The organism is Pseudomonas sp. MYb327 (assembly GCF_040438925.1).
Lineage (GTDB): Bacteria > Pseudomonadota > Gammaproteobacteria > Pseudomonadales > Pseudomonadaceae > Aquipseudomonas.
In genome coordinates this window covers 1,544,632-1,561,762 of record NZ_CP159258.1, presented here as the reverse complement: position 1 = coordinate 1,561,762, position 17,131 = coordinate 1,544,632, and the positions used below count along the sequence as shown (strand labels likewise).

17 protein-coding genes are annotated in these 17,131 nt (G+C 59.7%); 9 read left to right on the top strand and 8 right to left on the bottom strand.

The genetic code is table 11. The features are described 5' to 3' along the window. The first annotated feature begins 33 nt into the window (after positions 1–33). The 6 genes from ABVN21_RS07050 to ABVN21_RS07025 all read left to right on the top strand — a co-directional run bounded on the left by ABVN21_RS07050 (position 34) and on the right by ABVN21_RS07025 (position 5,196). Positions 34–912 carry a LysR substrate-binding domain-containing protein gene (locus tag ABVN21_RS07050; RefSeq protein WP_339556320.1) on the top strand — a complete coding sequence of 293 codons (879 nt, stop codon included), beginning with the start codon at positions 34–36 and terminating at the stop codon, positions 910–912. A gap of 79 nt (positions 913–991) precedes the next feature. Continuing rightward, entirely contained in the window at positions 992–1,447 is a 456-nt protein-coding gene (locus ABVN21_RS07045; protein ID WP_339556319.1) for a glycine zipper 2TM domain-containing protein, read from the top strand. Positions 1,448–1,660: 213 nt separating this feature from the next. After that, positions 1,661–1,897 carry a hypothetical protein gene (locus tag ABVN21_RS07040; protein ID WP_339556318.1) on the top strand — a complete coding sequence of 79 codons (237 nt, stop codon included), beginning with the start codon at positions 1,661–1,663 and terminating at the stop codon, positions 1,895–1,897. Between the two features lie 115 nt (positions 1,898–2,012). Then, a complete protein-coding gene (locus ABVN21_RS07035; protein WP_339556317.1) occupies positions 2,013–3,473 on the top strand; it encodes a multicopper oxidase domain-containing protein in 1,461 nt (486 codons plus the stop codon). A gap of 10 nt (positions 3,474–3,483) precedes the next feature. After that, on the top strand, positions 3,484–4,620 hold the full coding sequence (locus tag ABVN21_RS07030; RefSeq protein ID WP_339556316.1) for a hypothetical protein: 1,137 nt from the start codon (positions 3,484–3,486) through the stop codon (positions 4,618–4,620). A gap of 3 nt (positions 4,621–4,623) precedes the next feature. Beyond that, on the top strand, positions 4,624–5,196 hold the full coding sequence (locus ABVN21_RS07025) for an SCO family protein (protein ID WP_339556337.1): 573 nt from the start codon (positions 4,624–4,626) through the stop codon (positions 5,194–5,196). Between the two features lie 44 nt (positions 5,197–5,240). Here ABVN21_RS07025 and ABVN21_RS07020 read toward each other — a convergent pair whose 3' ends face one another. From ABVN21_RS07020 to ABVN21_RS07010, 3 genes are read right to left on the bottom strand one after another with little or no spacing between them, the layout of a single operon-like run. Continuing rightward, entirely contained in the window at positions 5,241–6,473 is a 1,233-nt protein-coding gene (locus tag ABVN21_RS07020) for a nucleoside permease (protein WP_339556315.1), read from the bottom strand. Between the two features lie 44 nt (positions 6,474–6,517). Beyond that, the gene (locus ABVN21_RS07015; RefSeq protein WP_339556336.1) at positions 6,518–7,570 is read right to left on the bottom strand and encodes a sugar phosphate isomerase/epimerase family protein; all 1,053 of its coding nucleotides are present in this window, start codon (positions 7,568–7,570) and stop codon (positions 6,518–6,520) included. Positions 7,571–7,608: 38 nt separating this feature from the next. Further along, positions 7,609–8,775 carry a Gfo/Idh/MocA family oxidoreductase gene (locus tag ABVN21_RS07010; RefSeq protein WP_339556314.1) on the bottom strand — a complete coding sequence of 389 codons (1,167 nt, stop codon included), beginning with the start codon at positions 8,773–8,775 and terminating at the stop codon, positions 7,609–7,611. A 189-nt stretch (positions 8,776–8,964) separates the two neighbouring features. Between ABVN21_RS07010 and ABVN21_RS07005 the strand changes: the two genes are divergently transcribed. Continuing rightward, positions 8,965–9,966 carry a LacI family DNA-binding transcriptional regulator gene (locus ABVN21_RS07005; RefSeq protein WP_339556313.1) on the top strand — a complete coding sequence of 334 codons (1,002 nt, stop codon included), beginning with the start codon at positions 8,965–8,967 and terminating at the stop codon, positions 9,964–9,966. Positions 9,967–9,983: 17 nt separating this feature from the next. On the opposite strand, the gene ABVN21_RS07000 is transcribed toward ABVN21_RS07005, so the two are convergent. Continuing rightward, positions 9,984–10,322, bottom strand: coding sequence for a hypothetical protein (locus ABVN21_RS07000; protein WP_339556312.1), 339 nt, complete (start codon positions 10,320–10,322; stop codon positions 9,984–9,986). A 118-nt stretch (positions 10,323–10,440) separates the two neighbouring features. Continuing rightward, positions 10,441–10,974 carry a helix-turn-helix domain-containing protein gene (locus ABVN21_RS06995; RefSeq protein WP_339556311.1) on the bottom strand — a complete coding sequence of 178 codons (534 nt, stop codon included), beginning with the start codon at positions 10,972–10,974 and terminating at the stop codon, positions 10,441–10,443. 98 nt (positions 10,975–11,072) lie between these two features. On the opposite strand from ABVN21_RS06995, the gene ABVN21_RS06990 reads away from it, so the two are divergent. Both ABVN21_RS06990 and ABVN21_RS06985 read left to right on the top strand, forming a co-directional pair. Continuing rightward, a complete protein-coding gene (locus tag ABVN21_RS06990) occupies positions 11,073–11,696 on the top strand; it encodes an isochorismatase family cysteine hydrolase (protein WP_339556310.1) in 624 nt (207 codons plus the stop codon). Positions 11,697–11,703: 7 nt separating this feature from the next. Continuing rightward, positions 11,704–13,269, top strand: coding sequence for an aldehyde dehydrogenase (NADP(+)) (locus ABVN21_RS06985; protein ID WP_339556309.1), 1,566 nt, complete (start codon positions 11,704–11,706; stop codon positions 13,267–13,269). Between the two features lie 47 nt (positions 13,270–13,316). On the opposite strand, the gene ABVN21_RS06980 is transcribed toward ABVN21_RS06985, so the two are convergent. From ABVN21_RS06980 to ABVN21_RS06970, 3 genes are all read right to left on the bottom strand, one after another. Next, complete coding sequence (locus tag ABVN21_RS06980) at positions 13,317–14,384, bottom strand: GGDEF domain-containing protein (protein WP_339556308.1); 1,068 nt, start codon at positions 14,382–14,384, stop codon at positions 13,317–13,319. A 187-nt stretch (positions 14,385–14,571) separates the two neighbouring features. Next, positions 14,572–14,769, bottom strand: coding sequence for a YbdD/YjiX family protein (locus ABVN21_RS06975; protein WP_339556307.1), 198 nt, complete (start codon positions 14,767–14,769; stop codon positions 14,572–14,574). Positions 14,770–14,783: 14 nt separating this feature from the next. Continuing rightward, positions 14,784–16,841 (bottom strand): carbon starvation CstA family protein, encoded by a 2,058-nt coding sequence (locus ABVN21_RS06970; RefSeq protein ID WP_339556306.1) that lies wholly within the window; start codon positions 16,839–16,841, stop codon positions 14,784–14,786. Positions 16,842–17,131: the final 290 nt, after the last annotated feature.

Genomic DNA, 17,131 nt, shown 5'->3' with positions numbered 1-17,131 from the left:
TGCATAAATCCCATGCGAGGAGCGCATAGAAACATGAGCCGCCAACTGCCATCCATTGAGCTTTTGCAGGCCTTCCTGACGGTTGCGAAGACGGGCAATTTTGGCCAGGCAGGTGAGCAGCTCAATCTGAGCCAGAGCGCGGTGAGTCGGCAGATCGCGCAGCTGGAGGCGCGCGTGGAGAGCCGCCTTTTCGAACGGCACACGCGCAAAATCGTGCTCACCGCCGAAGGCAAATCGCTGGTACCGGTGGCGGAGCAAGTCATCGGCCTGCTGTCGGACGCCTCGCACATGCTCGCGACAGTCGGTAGAAGCGTCAGCCTGCGGGCGCATCCGACCATGGCGGCGCGCTGGCTGATTCCGCGACTCACGGCGTTTTATCGCTTGCATCCGCAAGTGACCATCACGGTCGATACGGTGTATCACCGCTTTCCCGACTTTGCCTTTGAATCGATCGACGCGATGATCGCCTATGGCACCGCCACATGGCCGGACTTCGAAGCGCTGGAGTTGTGGGAAGAGGAACTGATCCCCGTGTGCTCACCGGAACTGCTCATTGGCAGTTCGCCAGAGGAAGTACTCAAGACCGCGCGGTTGGTGGATTCGAGCATGGATCGACTGGACTGGCGTCGCTGGGACGAGTACTACCCGGACTCCACCGGCGCCGATAACCCGCATCTGACATTCGATACGCTGGAGTCCGCGATCGTCGCTGTGAAATGTGGCCAGGGCATCGCCCTCGTCGATGCCGTTCTCACAACGGATGAACTGCTCACTCAGCAACTGGTGCGAGTGCATTCCGGCAGCATCGTTACCGGCGGACGTTACACCCTGGTCTATCCACGGCGCGCCAAGCGTTCAAGCGGTTTTTCCGAGTTTCTCGACTGGCTGGAAAAAGAAGCCGCGATGCGTTGAAAAACACGTACGGTTTTTTTCGTCTAGCGTAATGGGGTGCGCTACGTGATCCATGTCCCCCAAACGTTGGAGTCCGACGATGAAAACTTTCGCATCCTGGCTGACGATTTCGCTGTTGAGTGTGCTGCTGTGCGCCTGTGCCGCGGTTGACGCCGGGAGCGGAGGTGCCGGTGAGATGGAGATTCGTTCGGGCAAAATCGAGCAGATTTCCCAGGTTCAGATGCAGACCAATCACGACAGCGGGGTCGGCGCCATATTGGGCGGTATCGGCGGCGTCGCGCTCGGTAGTTTGATCGGGCGTGGCACCGGTCGCGACGTTGCGATGGTCGCCGGCGCCCTCGCCGGTGCGGCCGGCGGCAACTATGCGGAAAAGAAACAATACGATCAGCCAAAAGCCGGCCAGCAAATCATTGTCAGGACCAACAGCGGCGTATTGGTTTCGGTGACCCAACCGATCAATCCGTCACTGAGCAAAGGCATGAACGTTTATGTCGAAGGCGCCGGCAGCGAAGCCCGGGTAGTGCCCCAGAGCTAATTTTTTCGTTCTCAAACTCGATCAACTGTGGGAGCGAGCCCGCTCGCGATGAAGCCGTATCAGTCACATCGATTTCGAATGTGAAGGCCTCATCGCGGACAACTCGCTCCCACAGGTTTTGATGTCCGGATGAATCGACCGACGGATTGGAAATACCTCGCATTTGCTCCTACTTTTTCAACTGGGTCCAGTTTGCGAAACGGGAGGCATCCCATGCGTACTCTTAAAGCAATTCTCGTCACTTCACTGCTCGGCGCGGGGCTCATTTCCTCTTTCGGCATCGCACAGGCTGAAGGCGATGTCGCGAAGGACGTCAGGGATGGCACACGTGATGTGGAACAAGACATCGACCGCGACGGCAAGGACATCGATAAAGAAGCCAAGGAACTGGAGAAAGAACGACACAAGGAAGACCGTCATTTGGACAAGGAAGAAAAAAAGCATCTCTGATGAGCACACGCAGTACCTCGCCACGCCACCGTAGGTCGCGATCATGCCCAGAGCTTTCAGCGTCCGCCCCTTTGCACTCTGCGCGAGCGCCGTCGCTCTTGCATTAAGCGGTTGTATGACCCAGCACGCTACTGAGCCCGCGTCCCAACCGCTGCGCCAGAACCCGGAATTTACCTACGATGCCAGCGGCGTGACCCATGCCACGCTGACGGCGGCGGAGCAGCAGGTCAACGTCGGTAATGAGCGATATGTCTCGTTGGTATTCAACGGCGATTACGATTCGCCGCTGATACGCACGCGGCCGGGCGGGACGATGGCGATCCGCCTGGACAACCGCATGGACGAGATTACCAACCTGCATTTCCACGGCATGCAGGTGTCGCCGCTGGACCAGGGCGACAATATCTTTCGCGTGACCCAGCCCCACCAGGTGGGTGAATACAACGTCAAGTTGCCGCTGCAACACAGCCCCGGCGCCTATTGGTATCACAGCCATTTTCATGGCGGATCGCAGCGCCAGGTCTCGGCCGGGATTGCCGGACCGATCCTGGTCGACGGCATGCTCGATCCGTTTCCCGAACTCAAGGGCATCAAGGAACAGGTGCTGGTCCTGCGCAACTTTCAGAAAACCCTGACCGGTAAAGTCGCCAGCGAGATCATCACCAGTGCTCCGTCGATTCGCACCGTCAACGGCCAGGAAGTGCCGATCATCGACATCAAGCCCGGAGAAACCCAGCTCTGGCATTTCATCAACATCGCCGCCAACCAGTACTTCCGGATTCGCATCAACGGGCAGTCGATGCAGGTGTTGTCGCGCGACGGCAACACGGTTACGCGCCGGGTCGATACTGACCAGGTGTTGATCGGGCCATCGGCGCGTTTCAGTGTGTTGGTAGTCGGGCCGCCCGCCGGTTCCTATCAAGTCGAAACCGGCTCCGGCAATACCGGCCCGGCCGGTGATGATTACCCGGCGGCCAAGCTCGCCGTGCTCCGTTCAAGTGGCCAGCCAGTCGCGACCCGGCAGATCACCAGTGCCTATCCGCCGGCCGAGGATTTCAGCAAGATCGCGGTGAACAAGACCCGCCAGTTTGCCTTCCAGGACTCGGACACCGACCCCAATGCGTTCCTGATCAACGGCACCCGTTTCGAACTGGACCGAGTCAACACCACGGTGAAACTGGGCGATGTCGAAGAGTGGCGGCTGTTCAATCCGTCCCAGGAATTGCACCAGTTTCATATCCATCAGGTGGATTTCCAGGTCACCGAAATCAATGGCAAACCGGTGCAATTCAGCGGCTATCGGGACAACGTGTTTATCCCCGCCACAGGCTCGATCACCGTGCGCATTCCCTTTCGCGATCCGGTGATCCTCGGCAAGTTCGTTTACCACTGCCATATCCTCGAACATGAGGACGGCGGCATGATGCAGGCGATCCAGGTAGTCAAGCCCGAGGACTACGAGCAGGCGGTCAAGCTCGAACCCCTGGGTGGCCTGTACGGTGAGAACAACCAGTTGTGCTCCTACCTGCGCAACACCGGACAGGACCCGAAAGCGTCCAGCCCGCTGATCAAGTAAAGGGGGCGCCATGAGCAACTATCGCTTGGCTGTGTTGTTGGTGGGAACGGTGTGCGGTGTCGAGGCGGTGCTGGCCGATGACGGCCAATACCCCAACGTCGGAATGGATTACGACGCGACCTTTCAATATGACCACACGCATGCCGACGTGCCACAGGGCGGCAATCGCAACACCACGGACGCCTACCCGGACATTAACACCACGTTCTACTTTCGCTTCACCCACGATCAGCAGATCCAGCTGGCCACCGAAATCAACCCCGTCGCCGGGCCTGAGCCGGGGCAAAAGCGTTTCTTTGAAGACGTGGGCCTGGTGATCAATGACCTCAACTACTACCAGAACAACGCCAACTCGGCGTTTTCGGTCGGCAAATACCACGTGCCGTTCGGTCGCGCCCAGGACCAGGCACCCGGCCTCTACACCGAAGATTTCGTCAGCACCTACGACCTCGACGGCATGCTGGGTGGCACGGTGGCGTATCGCTTTTTCGATCAGCAACTGGGCATGATCGAGCCGAACGTGAGTATTTATACCGCGGACAATTCATTCCTCGGCCGACCCTATCTGCGCCATGGCGAGAAACTCGAGCGCAGCGACGGCGGCCCATCGAATACCGGCAAACTCGATTCCTACGCTGTGACGGTGAACTGGATAGCCATTCCGGCGGTGCCTTATCTGGAAATGCAGGCCGGCTACATGCTCAACAAACAGGCCGAGGATGAGACGCAGCCCAACCCGCCTGGTGAAGACGATGAAACCATCAAGATCGCGTCTGCGCGCTACATCTGGGCCTATGAGCCAACTACCGATCTGGAGCCAACGCTGGCCGGGCGCTACTTCGATATCGTGCCCTTTGTCGAATTCGCCGATGTCGACAATGAAGACGGCATTCAGGGCAATGACACCCGTTACCTGACCACCTCACTGACGTTCGACTTCGGTGATTGGGCCCTGGGCGCGACCCGCACCGACAAACATCGCGAATCCACCGGAGGCGCGGATCGCCAGGACTACCTCAACGAGCTGAGCCTGACCTACAACATCACCGGTCAGATCAAGCTCGGGCTGTCCGCCGGCACCCAGAAAGAGGACGGTCAGATGTCTGAACTGGTTGGCCTGGCATTGACCTATTCGGGAGGGTATTGAGTGATGAAGTGGCTAGCGACACTGCTGTTGATGGGGCTGGCGACCTGCACGACAGCGGCAACCCGCACTGATATCGGCGGACCGTTCCAGCTGACCAATCAGAATGGCCAACGCGTCACCGAACGCAGTTTTGGCGAACCGGCGTTGCTGTATTTCGGCTTCATGACCTGCCCGGCGATCTGCCCCACCGACCTGGCGAAAATGGCCCGCATCAGTCGGGCACTGCAACAACAGCAAGGCATCACGGTGCGACCGATCTTCGTCACCATCGACCCGGAGCGGGACACGCCGAAAAAACTCAAGCAATACGTGAAGTACTTCGCCGACAACTTCGTCGGCTTGACCGGCTCGACGCAAGAGATCACCCGCATCACCGACGCCTATCACGTGTATTACAAAAAAGTGCCGTCCGGCGACCAACCGGGGCAGTACATGATGGACCACTCCACCATTCTGTTTCTACTCGACGCCCAGGGCCGCTACCTCAAGCATTTCGGCCGTGGGCTGGATGAAAAGGAAATCGAAAAACAGGTGGTAACTGCACTCGCAACGGCCGGACTTCAGGGCTCGCGATGAGCTGCGTCGGAGGTCACTCAAGACCTCCGACAAACCCGCCCTTGTCAGACCGTCGTTGGCACAACCACGGCCTGCCGCCCCTTGAACGCCAGAGCAAAACAGAAAAAGATCGCCAGGGCAAAACCGGCCGGGAACAGCCAGATACTTTTCCAGTCATGGCTACCCGCCGTCGCGGCGTAGTGGTCGGTCACCTGCCCCGCCACCCAGAAACCGATCAGCATGCCCAAGCCGTAAGTCGCCAATGTAATCAGACCCTGGGCCGAGCTCCTGAAGCGCTCCGAAGCCTTGGCGTCGGTGTAGATCTGCCCGGAAACGAAGAAGAAGTCATAGCAGATGCCGTGCAAGGCGATGCCGGTGAACAGCATGAAAGCCAGGTCGCCGTTGTTGCCGTAGGCGAACAACAGGTAGCGCAACGCCCACGCCAGCATGCCCACCAACAGCGCAATCTTGATCCCGAAGCGGTGGATGAACAGCGGCAGCAGCAACATGAACAGCACCTCGGACACTTGACCGATGGCCATTTTCGCCGTCGGGTTGGTCACGCCGATTTCCGCCAGGAACGGGTTGGCGTTCTGGTAGTAAAACGCCAATGGGATGCAAATCAGGATCGAGGCAATGAAGAACACCAGGTAGCTTCGATCCTTGAGCAAACCCAGAGCATCCAGCCCGAGTATCTGCTTGAGGCCGCCGGTTGATTCGCCTTTGAGCGGGGCGGTACGCGGCAAGGTAAAGCTGTAGAGCCCCAGCAGCAGCGATGCAATCGCCGACATCAGGAAGGTATTGCGCAAGCCGCCTGACGAGATCGCCGCTTGCGAGTCCCAGGCAAACACAAAACTGATCACCACACCGGCGACGATCCAGCCGATGGTGCCCCACACACGGATCCGCGAAAACTCCAGCGCCGGGTCGCTCATCTGGCGGAAGGCGACGGAATTGACCAGGGCCAGGGTTGGCATGTAGATCATCATGTAGGCCAGCACGAACGGATAAAACGTGCTGAAGTCCGGCGCTCGATACAGTTGATAGAGCAATACCGCGCCCACCAGATGCAACACCGCAAGAATGCGCTCGGCATTGAAGAAGCGGTCGGCAATCAAACCGATTACGAACGGCGCGATGATCGCACCCCATGACTGGGTCGAAAACGCCATGCCGATCTGCCCGCCAGTGGCACCCAGATTGCTGGCGAGAAAGGTGCCGAGGGTGACGAACCAGCCACCCCAGATAAAGAACTGCAGGAACATCATTGCGCTGAGCCGCGCGGTCATCGTGGTCATAACTGTCACCGTCTTATTGTTGTTTTTGTGCGAGAAAAGTGGATTCAGGCGTCAGGCAATCCCAGCAGCCGTCGATTGAAAGCGGCGTCGGAGGACACGCTGGCGAAATCGTCGAATGCCTTTTGGGTCTTGTTGATCATGTGTCGTTCGATAAACGCGGCCCCTTCTGCGGCGCCCTGCGCGGAATCCTTCAGGCAGCACTCCCACTCCAGCACCGCCCACCCGGCGAAGTCGTATTGGGTCAGTTTGCTGAAGATCGATTTGAAATCGATCTGGCCATCGCCCAATGAACGAAAACGCCCCGGTCGCTCAACCCAGCCCTGATACCCGCCGTAGACCCCGGAACGGGCATCGGGCCGGAACTCGGCATCCTTGACGTGGAACATGCGGATGCGGTCGTGGTAGCGATCGATGAAACCCAGGTAGTCCATTTGCTGCAGCAACAGGTGACTCGGGTCATACAGAATCGCCGCGCGCGGATGGTGATCGACCGCCTCCAGGAAACGCTCGAACGAGGCACCGTCGTGCAGGTCTTCGCCGGGGTGAATTTCGTAGCACAGGTCGACGCCGGCCTCTTCGAAACAGTCGAGAATCGGCAGCCAGCGCTTGGCCAGTTCGGCAAAACCCTGTTCGACCAGACCGCTCGGCCGTTGCGGCCAAGGGTAGATGTAGGGCCAGAGCAGCGCGCCGGAAAAAGTCGCATGGGCTTTCAGACCCAAACGCTGACTGGCGCGCGCGGCGAGTTTCAATTGGTCGATGGCCCACTCGGTACGCGCCTGGGGTTGGCCGCGCAGATGAGCCGGTGCGAAGTCATCGAACAGCGTGTCGAACGCCGGATGCACCGCCACCAACTGACCTTGCAGATGCGTCGACAGCTCACTGATTTCGACGCCGGCCCGAGCACAGACGGCTTTCAAATCGTCGCAATAGTTTTGATCTTCGGCGGCGCGCGCAAGGTCGATGAACTGGGTGCCCAGCGTTGGCAATTGAATGGCTTTGTAACCTTGCGACGCCGCCCAACGGGCAATGTTGGCCAGGGTGTCGAAAGGTGCTTCGGCGGACATGAACTGCGCGAGGAAAATCCCCGGGCCGCGCATGCCGGCTGGAATAGCGTCGGTCATGGAAGTCTCCAGAGTCATGGGGTGCAGACCAGTTCGGTCCACTTATCATCACCACGGTGGTTGGCGATGACGGTTTCGATGAACGCCATACCGCGCAGGCCGACGTCGATCCCGGGCACGCCAGGAGCATCGTGGCCTGCGACCTCACCACGAATGGCGCGGGCAAAATCGCCGTAGAGATTGGCCATGGCTTCCAGATAGCCTTCGGGATGCCCCGCAGGCAGTCGCATGCGCTGGCTGGCCGCTTCGCATAGCCACGGCTGACCGACGCCGGAACGCAAGATTCGCAACGGTTGATCGTGGGCACGGTGGATCAGGCTCGCGGGTTCTTCCTGACGCCATTCCAGGCCGCCCTTGTCGCCGTAGACGCGGATCTTCAATGGGTTCTCTTCACCCGCGCAGACCTGGCTCGCGATCAGCACGCCGCTGGCGCCGTCCACCATCTTGAACAGCATCGAGGCGTCATCGTCCAACTGGCGGCCAGCGATGTGCACGCCTAGCATGGCGCACAGGTGCTGGATCGGCTGATCCGCGACGAACTCGGCCAGGGAAAAGGCGTGGGTGCCGATGTCACCAATGCAGCCGCCCAAACCGGATTGCTCGGGCCGGTCGCGCCATTCGGCCTGCTTGTTGCCCTGCCCGGCCACGTCCTGGCTGAGCCAGCCTTGGGGGTATTCGACAATGACCTTTCGCACCTTGCCGATCACGCCGCGACGCACCATCTCCCGCGCCTGCCAGACCATCGGATAACCCAGATAGGTATGGGCCAGGCCGTAGAGGCGGCCGCTGCGTTCGACCACGTCTTTGAGCGCGAGCAATTCGGCCAGATTCAGCGCCGCCGGTTTTTCGCTGAACACGTGGAAACCCTCGCTCAGCGCCTGGCTGGCAACCGGTGCGTGCAAATGGTTGGGGGTGACGATCACCAGCAACTCCATGCGCTGCTCGGCGGGCAACGCGCGTTCGGCCTCAATCATCTGCTGCCAGTCGCTATAGCAACGCGAAGCAGGCAAATTCAGCGCGATGCCGGTGCGCTGATTGTTCTGCACGTCTCGGCTGAACGCACCGCACACCAGTTCAAAACGACCATCGAGCCCGGCGGCCTGCCGGTGGGCTTGAGCGATGAAAGCGCCCTCGCCGCCCCCGACAAATCCCATTCTTATTTTTGGCACTGCAGCGTTCATCGCACTTTTCTCTGTTTGAAACGGACTGTTCAGACTTGAATCCGGTCATGATGTAACCGGTTACATCGTGGCGGAAATTTAAGCGCAGTTTGGGGACCTGTCAAACCCCGGATTGAATCGATGAACATTTCTGCGCAGGGCTAACCTGCGTTAAGCTCGCCGACCGAGCGGTTCGATATCGAGGTGAATTTGTCCAATATCCGTGAAGTAGCCAGGCTGGCCGGCGTCTCGGTGGCCACGGTGTCCCGGACACTGAAATCGCCCGAGCGAGTCCTCCCCGAGACCCGGGACAAGGTCAACGCAGCCGTGGAACAAGCCGGTTACCGGCCGAACCTGATGGCGGTGCAATTTCGCTCACGCCGCACCGGCAACCTGGTGATTCTGGTGCCGGCCATCGCCAACACCTTTTTTGCCCGGGTCATCAGCGGCGCACAACAGGCGGCCCAAGCCGCCAATTATCGACTGTTGCTGTGCGACACCCAGGGCCGCGAGGAGATCGAACGGGAATTCGCCGAGCTGGTGTACAACCATCAGGCCGACGGCGTGATCCAGTTGCGCGCCTACGACCCATTCGAGGCGCCCTTCCCCAACGCCGAGCTGCCACCCATCGTCAACGCATGCGAGGTGATTCAGGGCGGACGGCATCCGACCATCAGCCTGGACAATCGCGCGGCGGCCAAGACCATGACCGAACACCTGCTCGAACTGGGCCATCGCCGGATCGGCCTGATCAAAGGGCCGAAAAGCAGCCCGCTGACCCGCGATCGCGTGGCCGGTTATCAGGACGCACTGCGTGAAGCCGGCATCGACTCCGAACCGGCATTGATCTGCCACGGTGATTTCAGCCTGAAGGCCGGTGATGAAGGCGCAGCCGCAATGCTGAACCTGTCCGAGCGTCCAACCGCGCTGTTTTGCGAAAACGATGAAATGGCCATCGGCGCGTTGAAGCGCATCAAGCAACTGGGCTTGCGGGTGCCCGAAGATATTTCGCTGGTGGGTTTCGACGATATTCCCTTCGCGGCGTATTGCGATCCGCCGCTGACGACCATCGCACAACCCGCCGAAGTCTTCGGCCAGAAAGCCGTCGAGATGCTGATTGCACTGATCGAGAAGAAACCGCTGGCACAGCGGCATGTGGTGTTGCCCTTCGAATTGACGCTGCGCAGCAGCACGGCAGCCGTGAACCCGTAACCGTTTCGGCTGCCGCCTTAGAGGCATTCCTGTGCAGCGCGCTCAAGTGTCGAAGGCCCGAACGTCGAGGCCAGCAACGTGCGTTCGTACAGGAAAACCTTGCCGCCGTTCGACGCCTTGTAAGCCTCAAGCACATCGTTTGCAGCGACTTTGCTGGAAACCACGATGCGATAGCTGCGCTGCGTTTCCGACACTGTCGCGTTCAATGCGTCTTCTTGCAGTTTGGGCAAGACACAATGCGCGTAGTCCCCCGGTGCTTTTTTCGTTTGCAGCGTCAATGTCGGGTCGTTCGGCGCGGAAGCGCAGCCCGACAACAGCAAGGAAGCGGTCAGAGTGAGTCGGGTAAAAATGTTCATCGCGCCGATTCCTGGAGAAGACTTTAGTTGGGCGCGATTTTCCTTGTTTCCCGGCAAAACAGAACTTGTGATCGGTGATGGTTACTATTATTCGAACAAATAGTAAAAGCGGCGCTCGTCAATCGGCGTTATCTACCACTCCTGTACCAGCCTTGCGATTGCCCTTGAACGCGTCACGCCGTTCCTGTCGCTCGGTGGCGTACGCTTCGCTCGGTTCGCTGATCAACTCGTCTCGGCGCAGCAGTTCTGCGCAGTGTTCGCAGAGCGGCCCCAACCCGGCAGGATGCCCGCAAGCCTGGTGGGTATAGCGCACGGCCAACCCCTCCTCTTCCGATTTACACCAGGTTTCGCCCCAGGCACGCAGAGCCAGAATCACCGAGTAAAAGGCCTGGCCTTTCTCGCTGAGATGGTACTCGTAGCGCAGCGGTCGCTCGTTGTAAGCGCGACGCACGACCATGCCGTCAGCCTCCAGACTTTTCAAGCGTGCAGCGATCATTTGCGGCGTTCCGCCCGTCTGCGCCTGGATCTCGTCGTATCGATGATTGCGCATGAACAACTCGCGCAATACCAACACGGTCCAGCGATCACCGACGATCGCCTCGGCCCTGGCGATCGGGCACAGGGTTTGAGCAGAACTATTCTTTACCGCCATACGGGCTTGCCTCTTTCACAGTAACTATGATTATCATATCAACAATGCGACGGGGCAAGCCCGTGGCACCGGTCAGTCAATTTCTCTGGAGATTTGTCATGTCGAATGCAGCTTATCCTCTCGATCGCACCGCTTATCTGCTGGTCGATCCCTACAACGATTTTCTGTCAGACGGCGGAAAAATCTATCCGCTGGTCAAGCCGATTGCCGACCAGGTCGGCCTGCTCGAAAACCTGCGCACCCTCGACCGCGCCATCCGCGCCCTCGACATTCCGGTGTTCATCGTACCGCACCGTCGCTGGGAACAAGGCGACTACGAAAACTGGGATCACCCGAGCCCGACCCAATGCAAGATCCAGCACATGCACCACTTCGCGCGTGGTGAATGGGGCGGTGAATGGCATCCCGACTTCGCGCCTCAAGAAGGCGACATTGTCGTGCAAGAACACTGGGGTTCCAGCGGTTTCGCCAATACCGACCTGGATTTTCGCCTCAAGCAAAAAAGCATTACCCACGTGATCATCGTCGGTCTTCTGGCCAACACCTGCATCGAAGCCACAGCCCGTTATGCCCAGGAACTCGGCTACCACGTCACCCTGGTTCGTGACGCCACCGCCGCGTTCAAGCCGGAAATGATGCACGCCGCCCATGAACTGAACGGCCCGACCTATGCCCACTCGATTGTGGCAACCGACGAACTCATCGCCACCCTGAAGCAGTGATCACGCCATGAAATTGACCGGAAATCTCATCATTGGCGCCAATGAAATCCCTGCCTCCGAAGGGACGATGAAGGCGCTCAACCCCGCTACTAACCAGTTTATCGAGCCGGATTTCGCCTTCGGTGGCTTAGCCGATGTGGACCTGGCAGCGAATCTCGCCGACGAGGCGTTCGATCGTTACAGCCATACCACGCTCGCCGAACGCTCGGCGTTCCTCGAACGTATTGCCGACAACATCGCCGCCGTCAGCAAGGAACTTGCCGCTCGAGCCGCACTGGAAACGGGTCTGCCCGAGGCGCAACTGGAAGGCGAAGCATTGAAGGCAGCGACGCAGTTCCGCCAGTTCGCCGATGTCGTGCGCAAAGGGCGTTTCCTGCAATTGGCCATCGACCCGGCACAGCCTGAACGCCAGCCGCGCCCGCGCATGGATCATCGCTTGCAGAAAATCGCCATCGGCCCGGTGGCAATTTTTGGTGCGAGCAACTTCCCCATCAGTTACTCGGTGGCCGGTGGCGACACCGCGTCGGCATTGGCGGCCGGCGCGACGGTGATCGTCAAGGCACACAACGCCCATCCCGGAGCCTCGGAAATTCAGGCGCGGGCCATCCGCCAAGCGGTGCAAGACAGTGGCTTGCCGGAAGGCGTGTTCTCGATGGTGCGCGGCGGCGGCAACGCGATTGGCGAAGCGCTGGTTGACCATCCGTTGATCAAGGCCGTGACCTTCACCGGCTCCGAACAAGGCGGCATGGCGTTGTATCGCCGCGCGCAATTGCGCCCGGAACCGATCCCGGTGTTTACCGAGATGACCAGCGTCAACCCCACGTTCATCCTGCCCCAGGCGCTGGCCGCGCGTGGCGCAGAGATCGGCGATGGGTTCATTGAGCGCATGCTGGTCAATGTCGGGCAAGCCTGCCTTAAACCGGCGATCCTGATCGTTATCGAGGGAACAGGTTTCGAAGCCTTGCGCGCGGCGATGGTCAAGCGAGTATCCGACGCTTCGGCGCGGCCGATGCTGACGCCGGGCATTCACGCGTCCTACAACAGCGGTATCGACCACCTGCAAAGCGCCGGCGCCAATCTGGTTGCCGTGGGCGCGGTTTCCCATGCGGACCTCGATGGCCGATCGGCATTGCTGGAAGTCGACGGCCAGCGTTTCCTCAGCGAAACGGCACTGGCGCACGAAGTGTTCGGCCCGGCGGCGTTGCTGGTGAAGGTCAAGGATGAGTCCGAAATGCTCGCGGTGGCGCGCTCGCTGCGGGGTCAACTCAGCGCAGCGATGCACCTTGAACAGACTGATCTCGAACTGGCCCAACGCTTGTTGCCCGTTCTGGAGAGGCGCACGGGGCGCATTGTCGTCAATGCCTTTGCCCATCCCCAGGAAGTGTCGTTTGCCACCATCCACGGCGGCCCGTTTCCGGCATCTTCAGACAGCCGCTTCACGTCGGTGGGCATGACGTCCATTGAGCGTTTCTTGCGACCAGTGTCGTATCAGGGTTTTCCGGATGCGTTGTTGCCCGAAGCGTTGCGTGAAACCAATCCTCTCGGACTACCGCGCAGTATGGACGGTCAATAGACACACGCCACTGAAGTGGACTTGCGCGATTCAACAGCAGCGCAGGTTCACTTCCGCACGGCCGTAGTTTGCTCAATGCAATGCACCCGATTACGCCCGCCGCGCTTGGCTTCGTACAGCCCGTCGTCTGCGCGCGTCAGCAGACTTTCCAGATTGTCGCCAGGTTGTGTGAACGCGACACCGAAGGATGCCGTGATCGTGTCCAGCACGGTATCGGTGCCGCGCGCCTTGATACGCAATGACTGGGTTTTCAGGCGCAGATGCTCGGCGAAGGCGCGAGCACTGGTGAGGTCGGCGCAATCTTCGAGCACCACGCAGAATTCTTCTCCACCGTAGCGCGCCGCAAAAGCCTTGGCTGGCAGCGCACCGCGCAGCACTTGGCCGACATGTTGGAGCACCCGGTCGCCCAGCGGATGACCGTACTGATCATTGAATTGCTTGAAGTGGTCGATATCCAGCATGACCAGCGCCACCCGCCGCGATGGCTTGCACAACGCCTGCTCCAACAGACGAGTGAAGGCCGTGCGGTTGAGCAGTTCGGTCAGGCCATCCAGGGTCGCGGCCAATTGGGCGCGTTCGAGTTTGTCACGCAGGCTCTTGATCTCGCTCTGCGCCGACTGCAGCTGAGAAAGAAAGCGTTCCTGCTGGCCCTGCATCACCCGCGTGCTCTGTTGCAGTTCGGTCAAGATGACCGGCAAGCGATCACTGACCGGTTCGGCCAGCATGTCCAGGCACTCGCCAAGACGGTTCTGAAAATTCAGACTGCCCTCGACACTGCGCGAAACGTCGCGCTCCATGCCGTCCACCAGGCTGATGACCTGTTGCTGCTCCGCGCGGACACCGTCCAGTTCATCACGAATGATGTATTCGCGAAAAAGCCGGCTGGCGGATTCTGGCGGGAAGTAGTCGAAGTCTTTGAGAACGCGGTCCAGGTGCCGATTGAGTTCCGGATCCTGACCTTTGCTGTAGGTGTACCAGAGCGCGTAATGCACGGGATTGGGCGGGATGTTGTGCCGAACCATCAGTGGTACGGCCTGCTTGAGCAGAGCCGCTGCCTCGCGGGAGTCTTCCGGATACAGCGCTAGAACGTTCGCACGCGGTTCAGATTGGCTCATGGCATCACTGTGGTTGTTTATCATTGGCGATTGGAGAGCAGGTCGAGCATACCGATACGCCCGACAAACGGCTATAAGCCGCACGCACAAAAAACTGTAGGAGCAGGCTTGCCGGCGATGGCGTCCGTGAGATCGCCATCGCCGACAAGCCGGCTCCTACAGTGGGGTGTTGCCTGGATGTATTACGTTAACAGCACTTCGGCCCGGCCTTGCTGCCGTAACGGGCTTCCTGGCGTTCGCGGAAGAACGCCTCGTAGTCCATCAGCGGCTTGTCCGGGTGTTTGGTTTGCATGTGCTCGACGTAATTGTCGTAGTCGGGGATGCCCACCATCAGGCGCGCGGCCTGACCGAGGTATTTACCGAGACGACTCAGGTCATTGAACATGCTGCATTCCTCGTTCAAGCATTCGGCAGTGCCTGGTATGGCGCTTCTTTATCCGTACGTTCCTTGGTGCCCCAGGCGGCGATGCCGACTTTGAGGGCAAAGAACAGGATGCTGAACACCACGAACAGGAACAACGCGGTCAACGTGGCGTTGGTGTAGGCGTTGAAAATCACGTGCTGCATCTGGTCGATGCTCTTGGCCGGCGCCAGCACCTGACCGTTGGCCAGTGCATCGCTGTATTTTTTGGCCAGGGCGAGGAAGCCGATTGCCGGGTTGGCGTCGAACAGCTTGATGAAACCGGCGGTGGTGGTGCAAATCAGCAACCACACCGCTGGCAACAGCGTGACCCAAACGTAGCGCTGGCGTTTCATTTTGATCAGCACGACAGTGCCGAGCATCAGCGCGATACCGGCCAGCATCTGGTTGGAAATACCGAACAGCGGCCACAAGGTGTTGATGCCACCCAGCGGATCGATCACGCCCTGGTACAACAGATAACCCCACATCGCCACGCAACCGGCGGTCGCGATCAGGTTGGCAGTCCAGGATTCGGTACGTTTCAAGGACGGCACGAAGGAACCGAGCAAGTCTTGCAGCATGAAGCGTCCGGCTCGGGTGCCGGCGTCCACCGCCGTCAGGATGAACAGCGCCTCGAACAGAATCGCGAAGTGGTACCAGAACGCCATGGTGTTCTCACCCGGCAGAACGTGGTGCAGGATCTGCGCGATACCGACCGCCAGGGTCGGCGCACCGCCCGCACGGGCCAGAATGGTGGTTTCACCGATGTCGTGGGCCACCGCTTGCAGCGCTTCCGGAGTAATCGCAAAACCCCAGCTGCTGACAGTCTGTGCCACGGCTACCGCATCGGCGCCGACCACGGCGGCTGGGCTGTTCATGGCGAAGTAGACGCCCGGATCGATCACCGAGGCGGCAACCATGGCCATGATGGCGACGAAGGATTCCATCAGCATGCCGCCGTAACCGATGTAGCGGGCATGACCTTCGCTGGCCAGCAGTTTCGGGGTGGTGCCGGAAGCGATCAGCGCGTGGAAACCCGAAACCGCGCCACAGGCGATGGTGATGAACAGGAACGGAAACAGACCGCCCTTCCACACTGGGCCAGTGCCGTCGATGAATTGGGTCAGTGCCGGCATTTTCAGCTCGGGCATGGTCACCAGAATGCCGATGGCCAAGGCGACGATGGTGCCGATTTTCAGGAAGGTCGACAGGTAGTCACGCGGCGCCAGAATCAGCCATACCGGCAAAACAGCAGCGACAAAACCGTAGCCAATCAGCATCCAGGTGATCTGGATTCCGGTGAAGGTAAACGCTTTGGCCCACACCGGATCGGCGGCAATCTGCCCGCCCAGCCAGATCGAACCCAGCAGCAGCAATACACCGATCACGGAGATTTCACCGATACGGCCCGGACGGATGTAGCGCATGTAGATGCCCATGAACATCGCGATCGGGATGGTCGCCATCACCGTGAAAATGCCCCAAGGGCTTTCGGCCAGGGCCTTGACCACGATCAGCGCCAGCACCGCGAGGATGATGATCATGATCAGGAAGCAGCCGAACAGCGCGATAGTGCCGGGGATGCGGCCCATTTCTTCGCGGACCATGTCACCCAGAGAGCGACCGTTGCGGCGAGTCGACATGAACAGGACCATGAAATCCTGCACCGCACCGGCCAGCACCACACCGGCGATCAGCCACAGCGTGCCGGGCAGGTAGCCCATTTGCGCCGCCAGCACCGGACCGACCAGAGGCCCCGCGCCGGCGATGGCCGCGAAGTGGTGACCGAACAGCACGTGTTTGTTGGTCGGTACGTAGTCCAGACCGTCGTTGTTGAGCACAGCGGGAGTGGCTCGATTGGGGTCGAGCTGCATCACTTTGTTGGCGATGAACAGGCTGTAATAGCGGTAGGCAACGAGGTAAATAGCGACGGCTGCGACGACGATCCACAGGGCGTTGATCGCTTCGCCGCGGCGCAGGGCCACGACACTCAGCGCAAACGCTCCAAGGACAGCCACGGCAAACCAGGCGAGGTGTTTAGCCAGACGGGGCATAGAGGGTCTCCTGCCGACAGCTCGTGACTGCGGCGGTAATTTTTATAATTGTGTCCGCTGAGCGGAGCTGGCCCAATATCCGCGCATGGCGTCCACAAATAAATCCGCGTTACTACGTACGCCGCGTCTACGTAGTTCTACGTAGACGCTGTTGATTTCCTGTGGGAGCGAGCCTGCTCGCGATAGCAATCTGTCACTCAACAGAGATGTCGCCTGATGCACCACCATCGCGAGCAGGCTCACCTCTACAGGGTTGGTATTTCAACTCAAGACATCCCGGCCATTGGTCA

What these genes read in the sequence shown, in the direction of transcription:
- ABVN21_RS07050 (WP_339556320.1), top strand. Translation starts at nt 34, where the DNA reads ATGAGCCGCCAACTGCCATCCATTGAGCTTTTGCAGGCCTTCCTGACG.
- ABVN21_RS07045 (WP_339556319.1), top strand. Translation starts at nt 992, where the DNA reads ATGAAAACTTTCGCATCCTGGCTGACGATTTCGCTGTTGAGTGTGCTG.
- ABVN21_RS07040 (WP_339556318.1), top strand. Translation starts at nt 1,661, where the DNA reads ATGCGTACTCTTAAAGCAATTCTCGTCACTTCACTGCTCGGCGCGGGG.
- ABVN21_RS07035 (WP_339556317.1), top strand. Translation starts at nt 2,013, where the DNA reads ATGACCCAGCACGCTACTGAGCCCGCGTCCCAACCGCTGCGCCAGAAC.
- ABVN21_RS07030 (WP_339556316.1), top strand. Translation starts at nt 3,484, where the DNA reads ATGAGCAACTATCGCTTGGCTGTGTTGTTGGTGGGAACGGTGTGCGGT.
- ABVN21_RS07025 (WP_339556337.1), top strand. Translation starts at nt 4,624, where the DNA reads ATGAAGTGGCTAGCGACACTGCTGTTGATGGGGCTGGCGACCTGCACG.
- ABVN21_RS07020 (WP_339556315.1), bottom strand. Translation starts at nt 6,473, where the DNA reads ATGACCACGATGACCGCGCGGCTCAGCGCAATGATGTTCCTGCAGTTC.
- ABVN21_RS07015 (WP_339556336.1), bottom strand. Translation starts at nt 7,570, where the DNA reads ATGCGCGGCCCGGGGATTTTCCTCGCGCAGTTCATGTCCGCCGAAGCA.
- ABVN21_RS07010 (WP_339556314.1), bottom strand. Translation starts at nt 8,775, where the DNA reads ATGAACGCTGCAGTGCCAAAAATAAGAATGGGATTTGTCGGGGGCGGC.
- ABVN21_RS07000 (WP_339556312.1), bottom strand. Translation starts at nt 10,322, where the DNA reads ATGAACATTTTTACCCGACTCACTCTGACCGCTTCCTTGCTGTTGTCG.
- ABVN21_RS06995 (WP_339556311.1), bottom strand. Translation starts at nt 10,974, where the DNA reads ATGGCGGTAAAGAATAGTTCTGCTCAAACCCTGTGCCCGATCGCCAGG.
- ABVN21_RS06990 (WP_339556310.1), top strand. Translation starts at nt 11,073, where the DNA reads ATGTCGAATGCAGCTTATCCTCTCGATCGCACCGCTTATCTGCTGGTC.
- ABVN21_RS06985 (WP_339556309.1), top strand. Translation starts at nt 11,704, where the DNA reads ATGAAATTGACCGGAAATCTCATCATTGGCGCCAATGAAATCCCTGCC.
- ABVN21_RS06980 (WP_339556308.1), bottom strand. Translation starts at nt 14,384, where the DNA reads ATGAGCCAATCTGAACCGCGTGCGAACGTTCTAGCGCTGTATCCGGAA.
- ABVN21_RS06975 (WP_339556307.1), bottom strand. Translation starts at nt 14,769, where the DNA reads ATGTTCAATGACCTGAGTCGTCTCGGTAAATACCTCGGTCAGGCCGCG.
- ABVN21_RS06970 (WP_339556306.1), bottom strand. Translation starts at nt 16,841, where the DNA reads ATGCCCCGTCTGGCTAAACACCTCGCCTGGTTTGCCGTGGCTGTCCTT.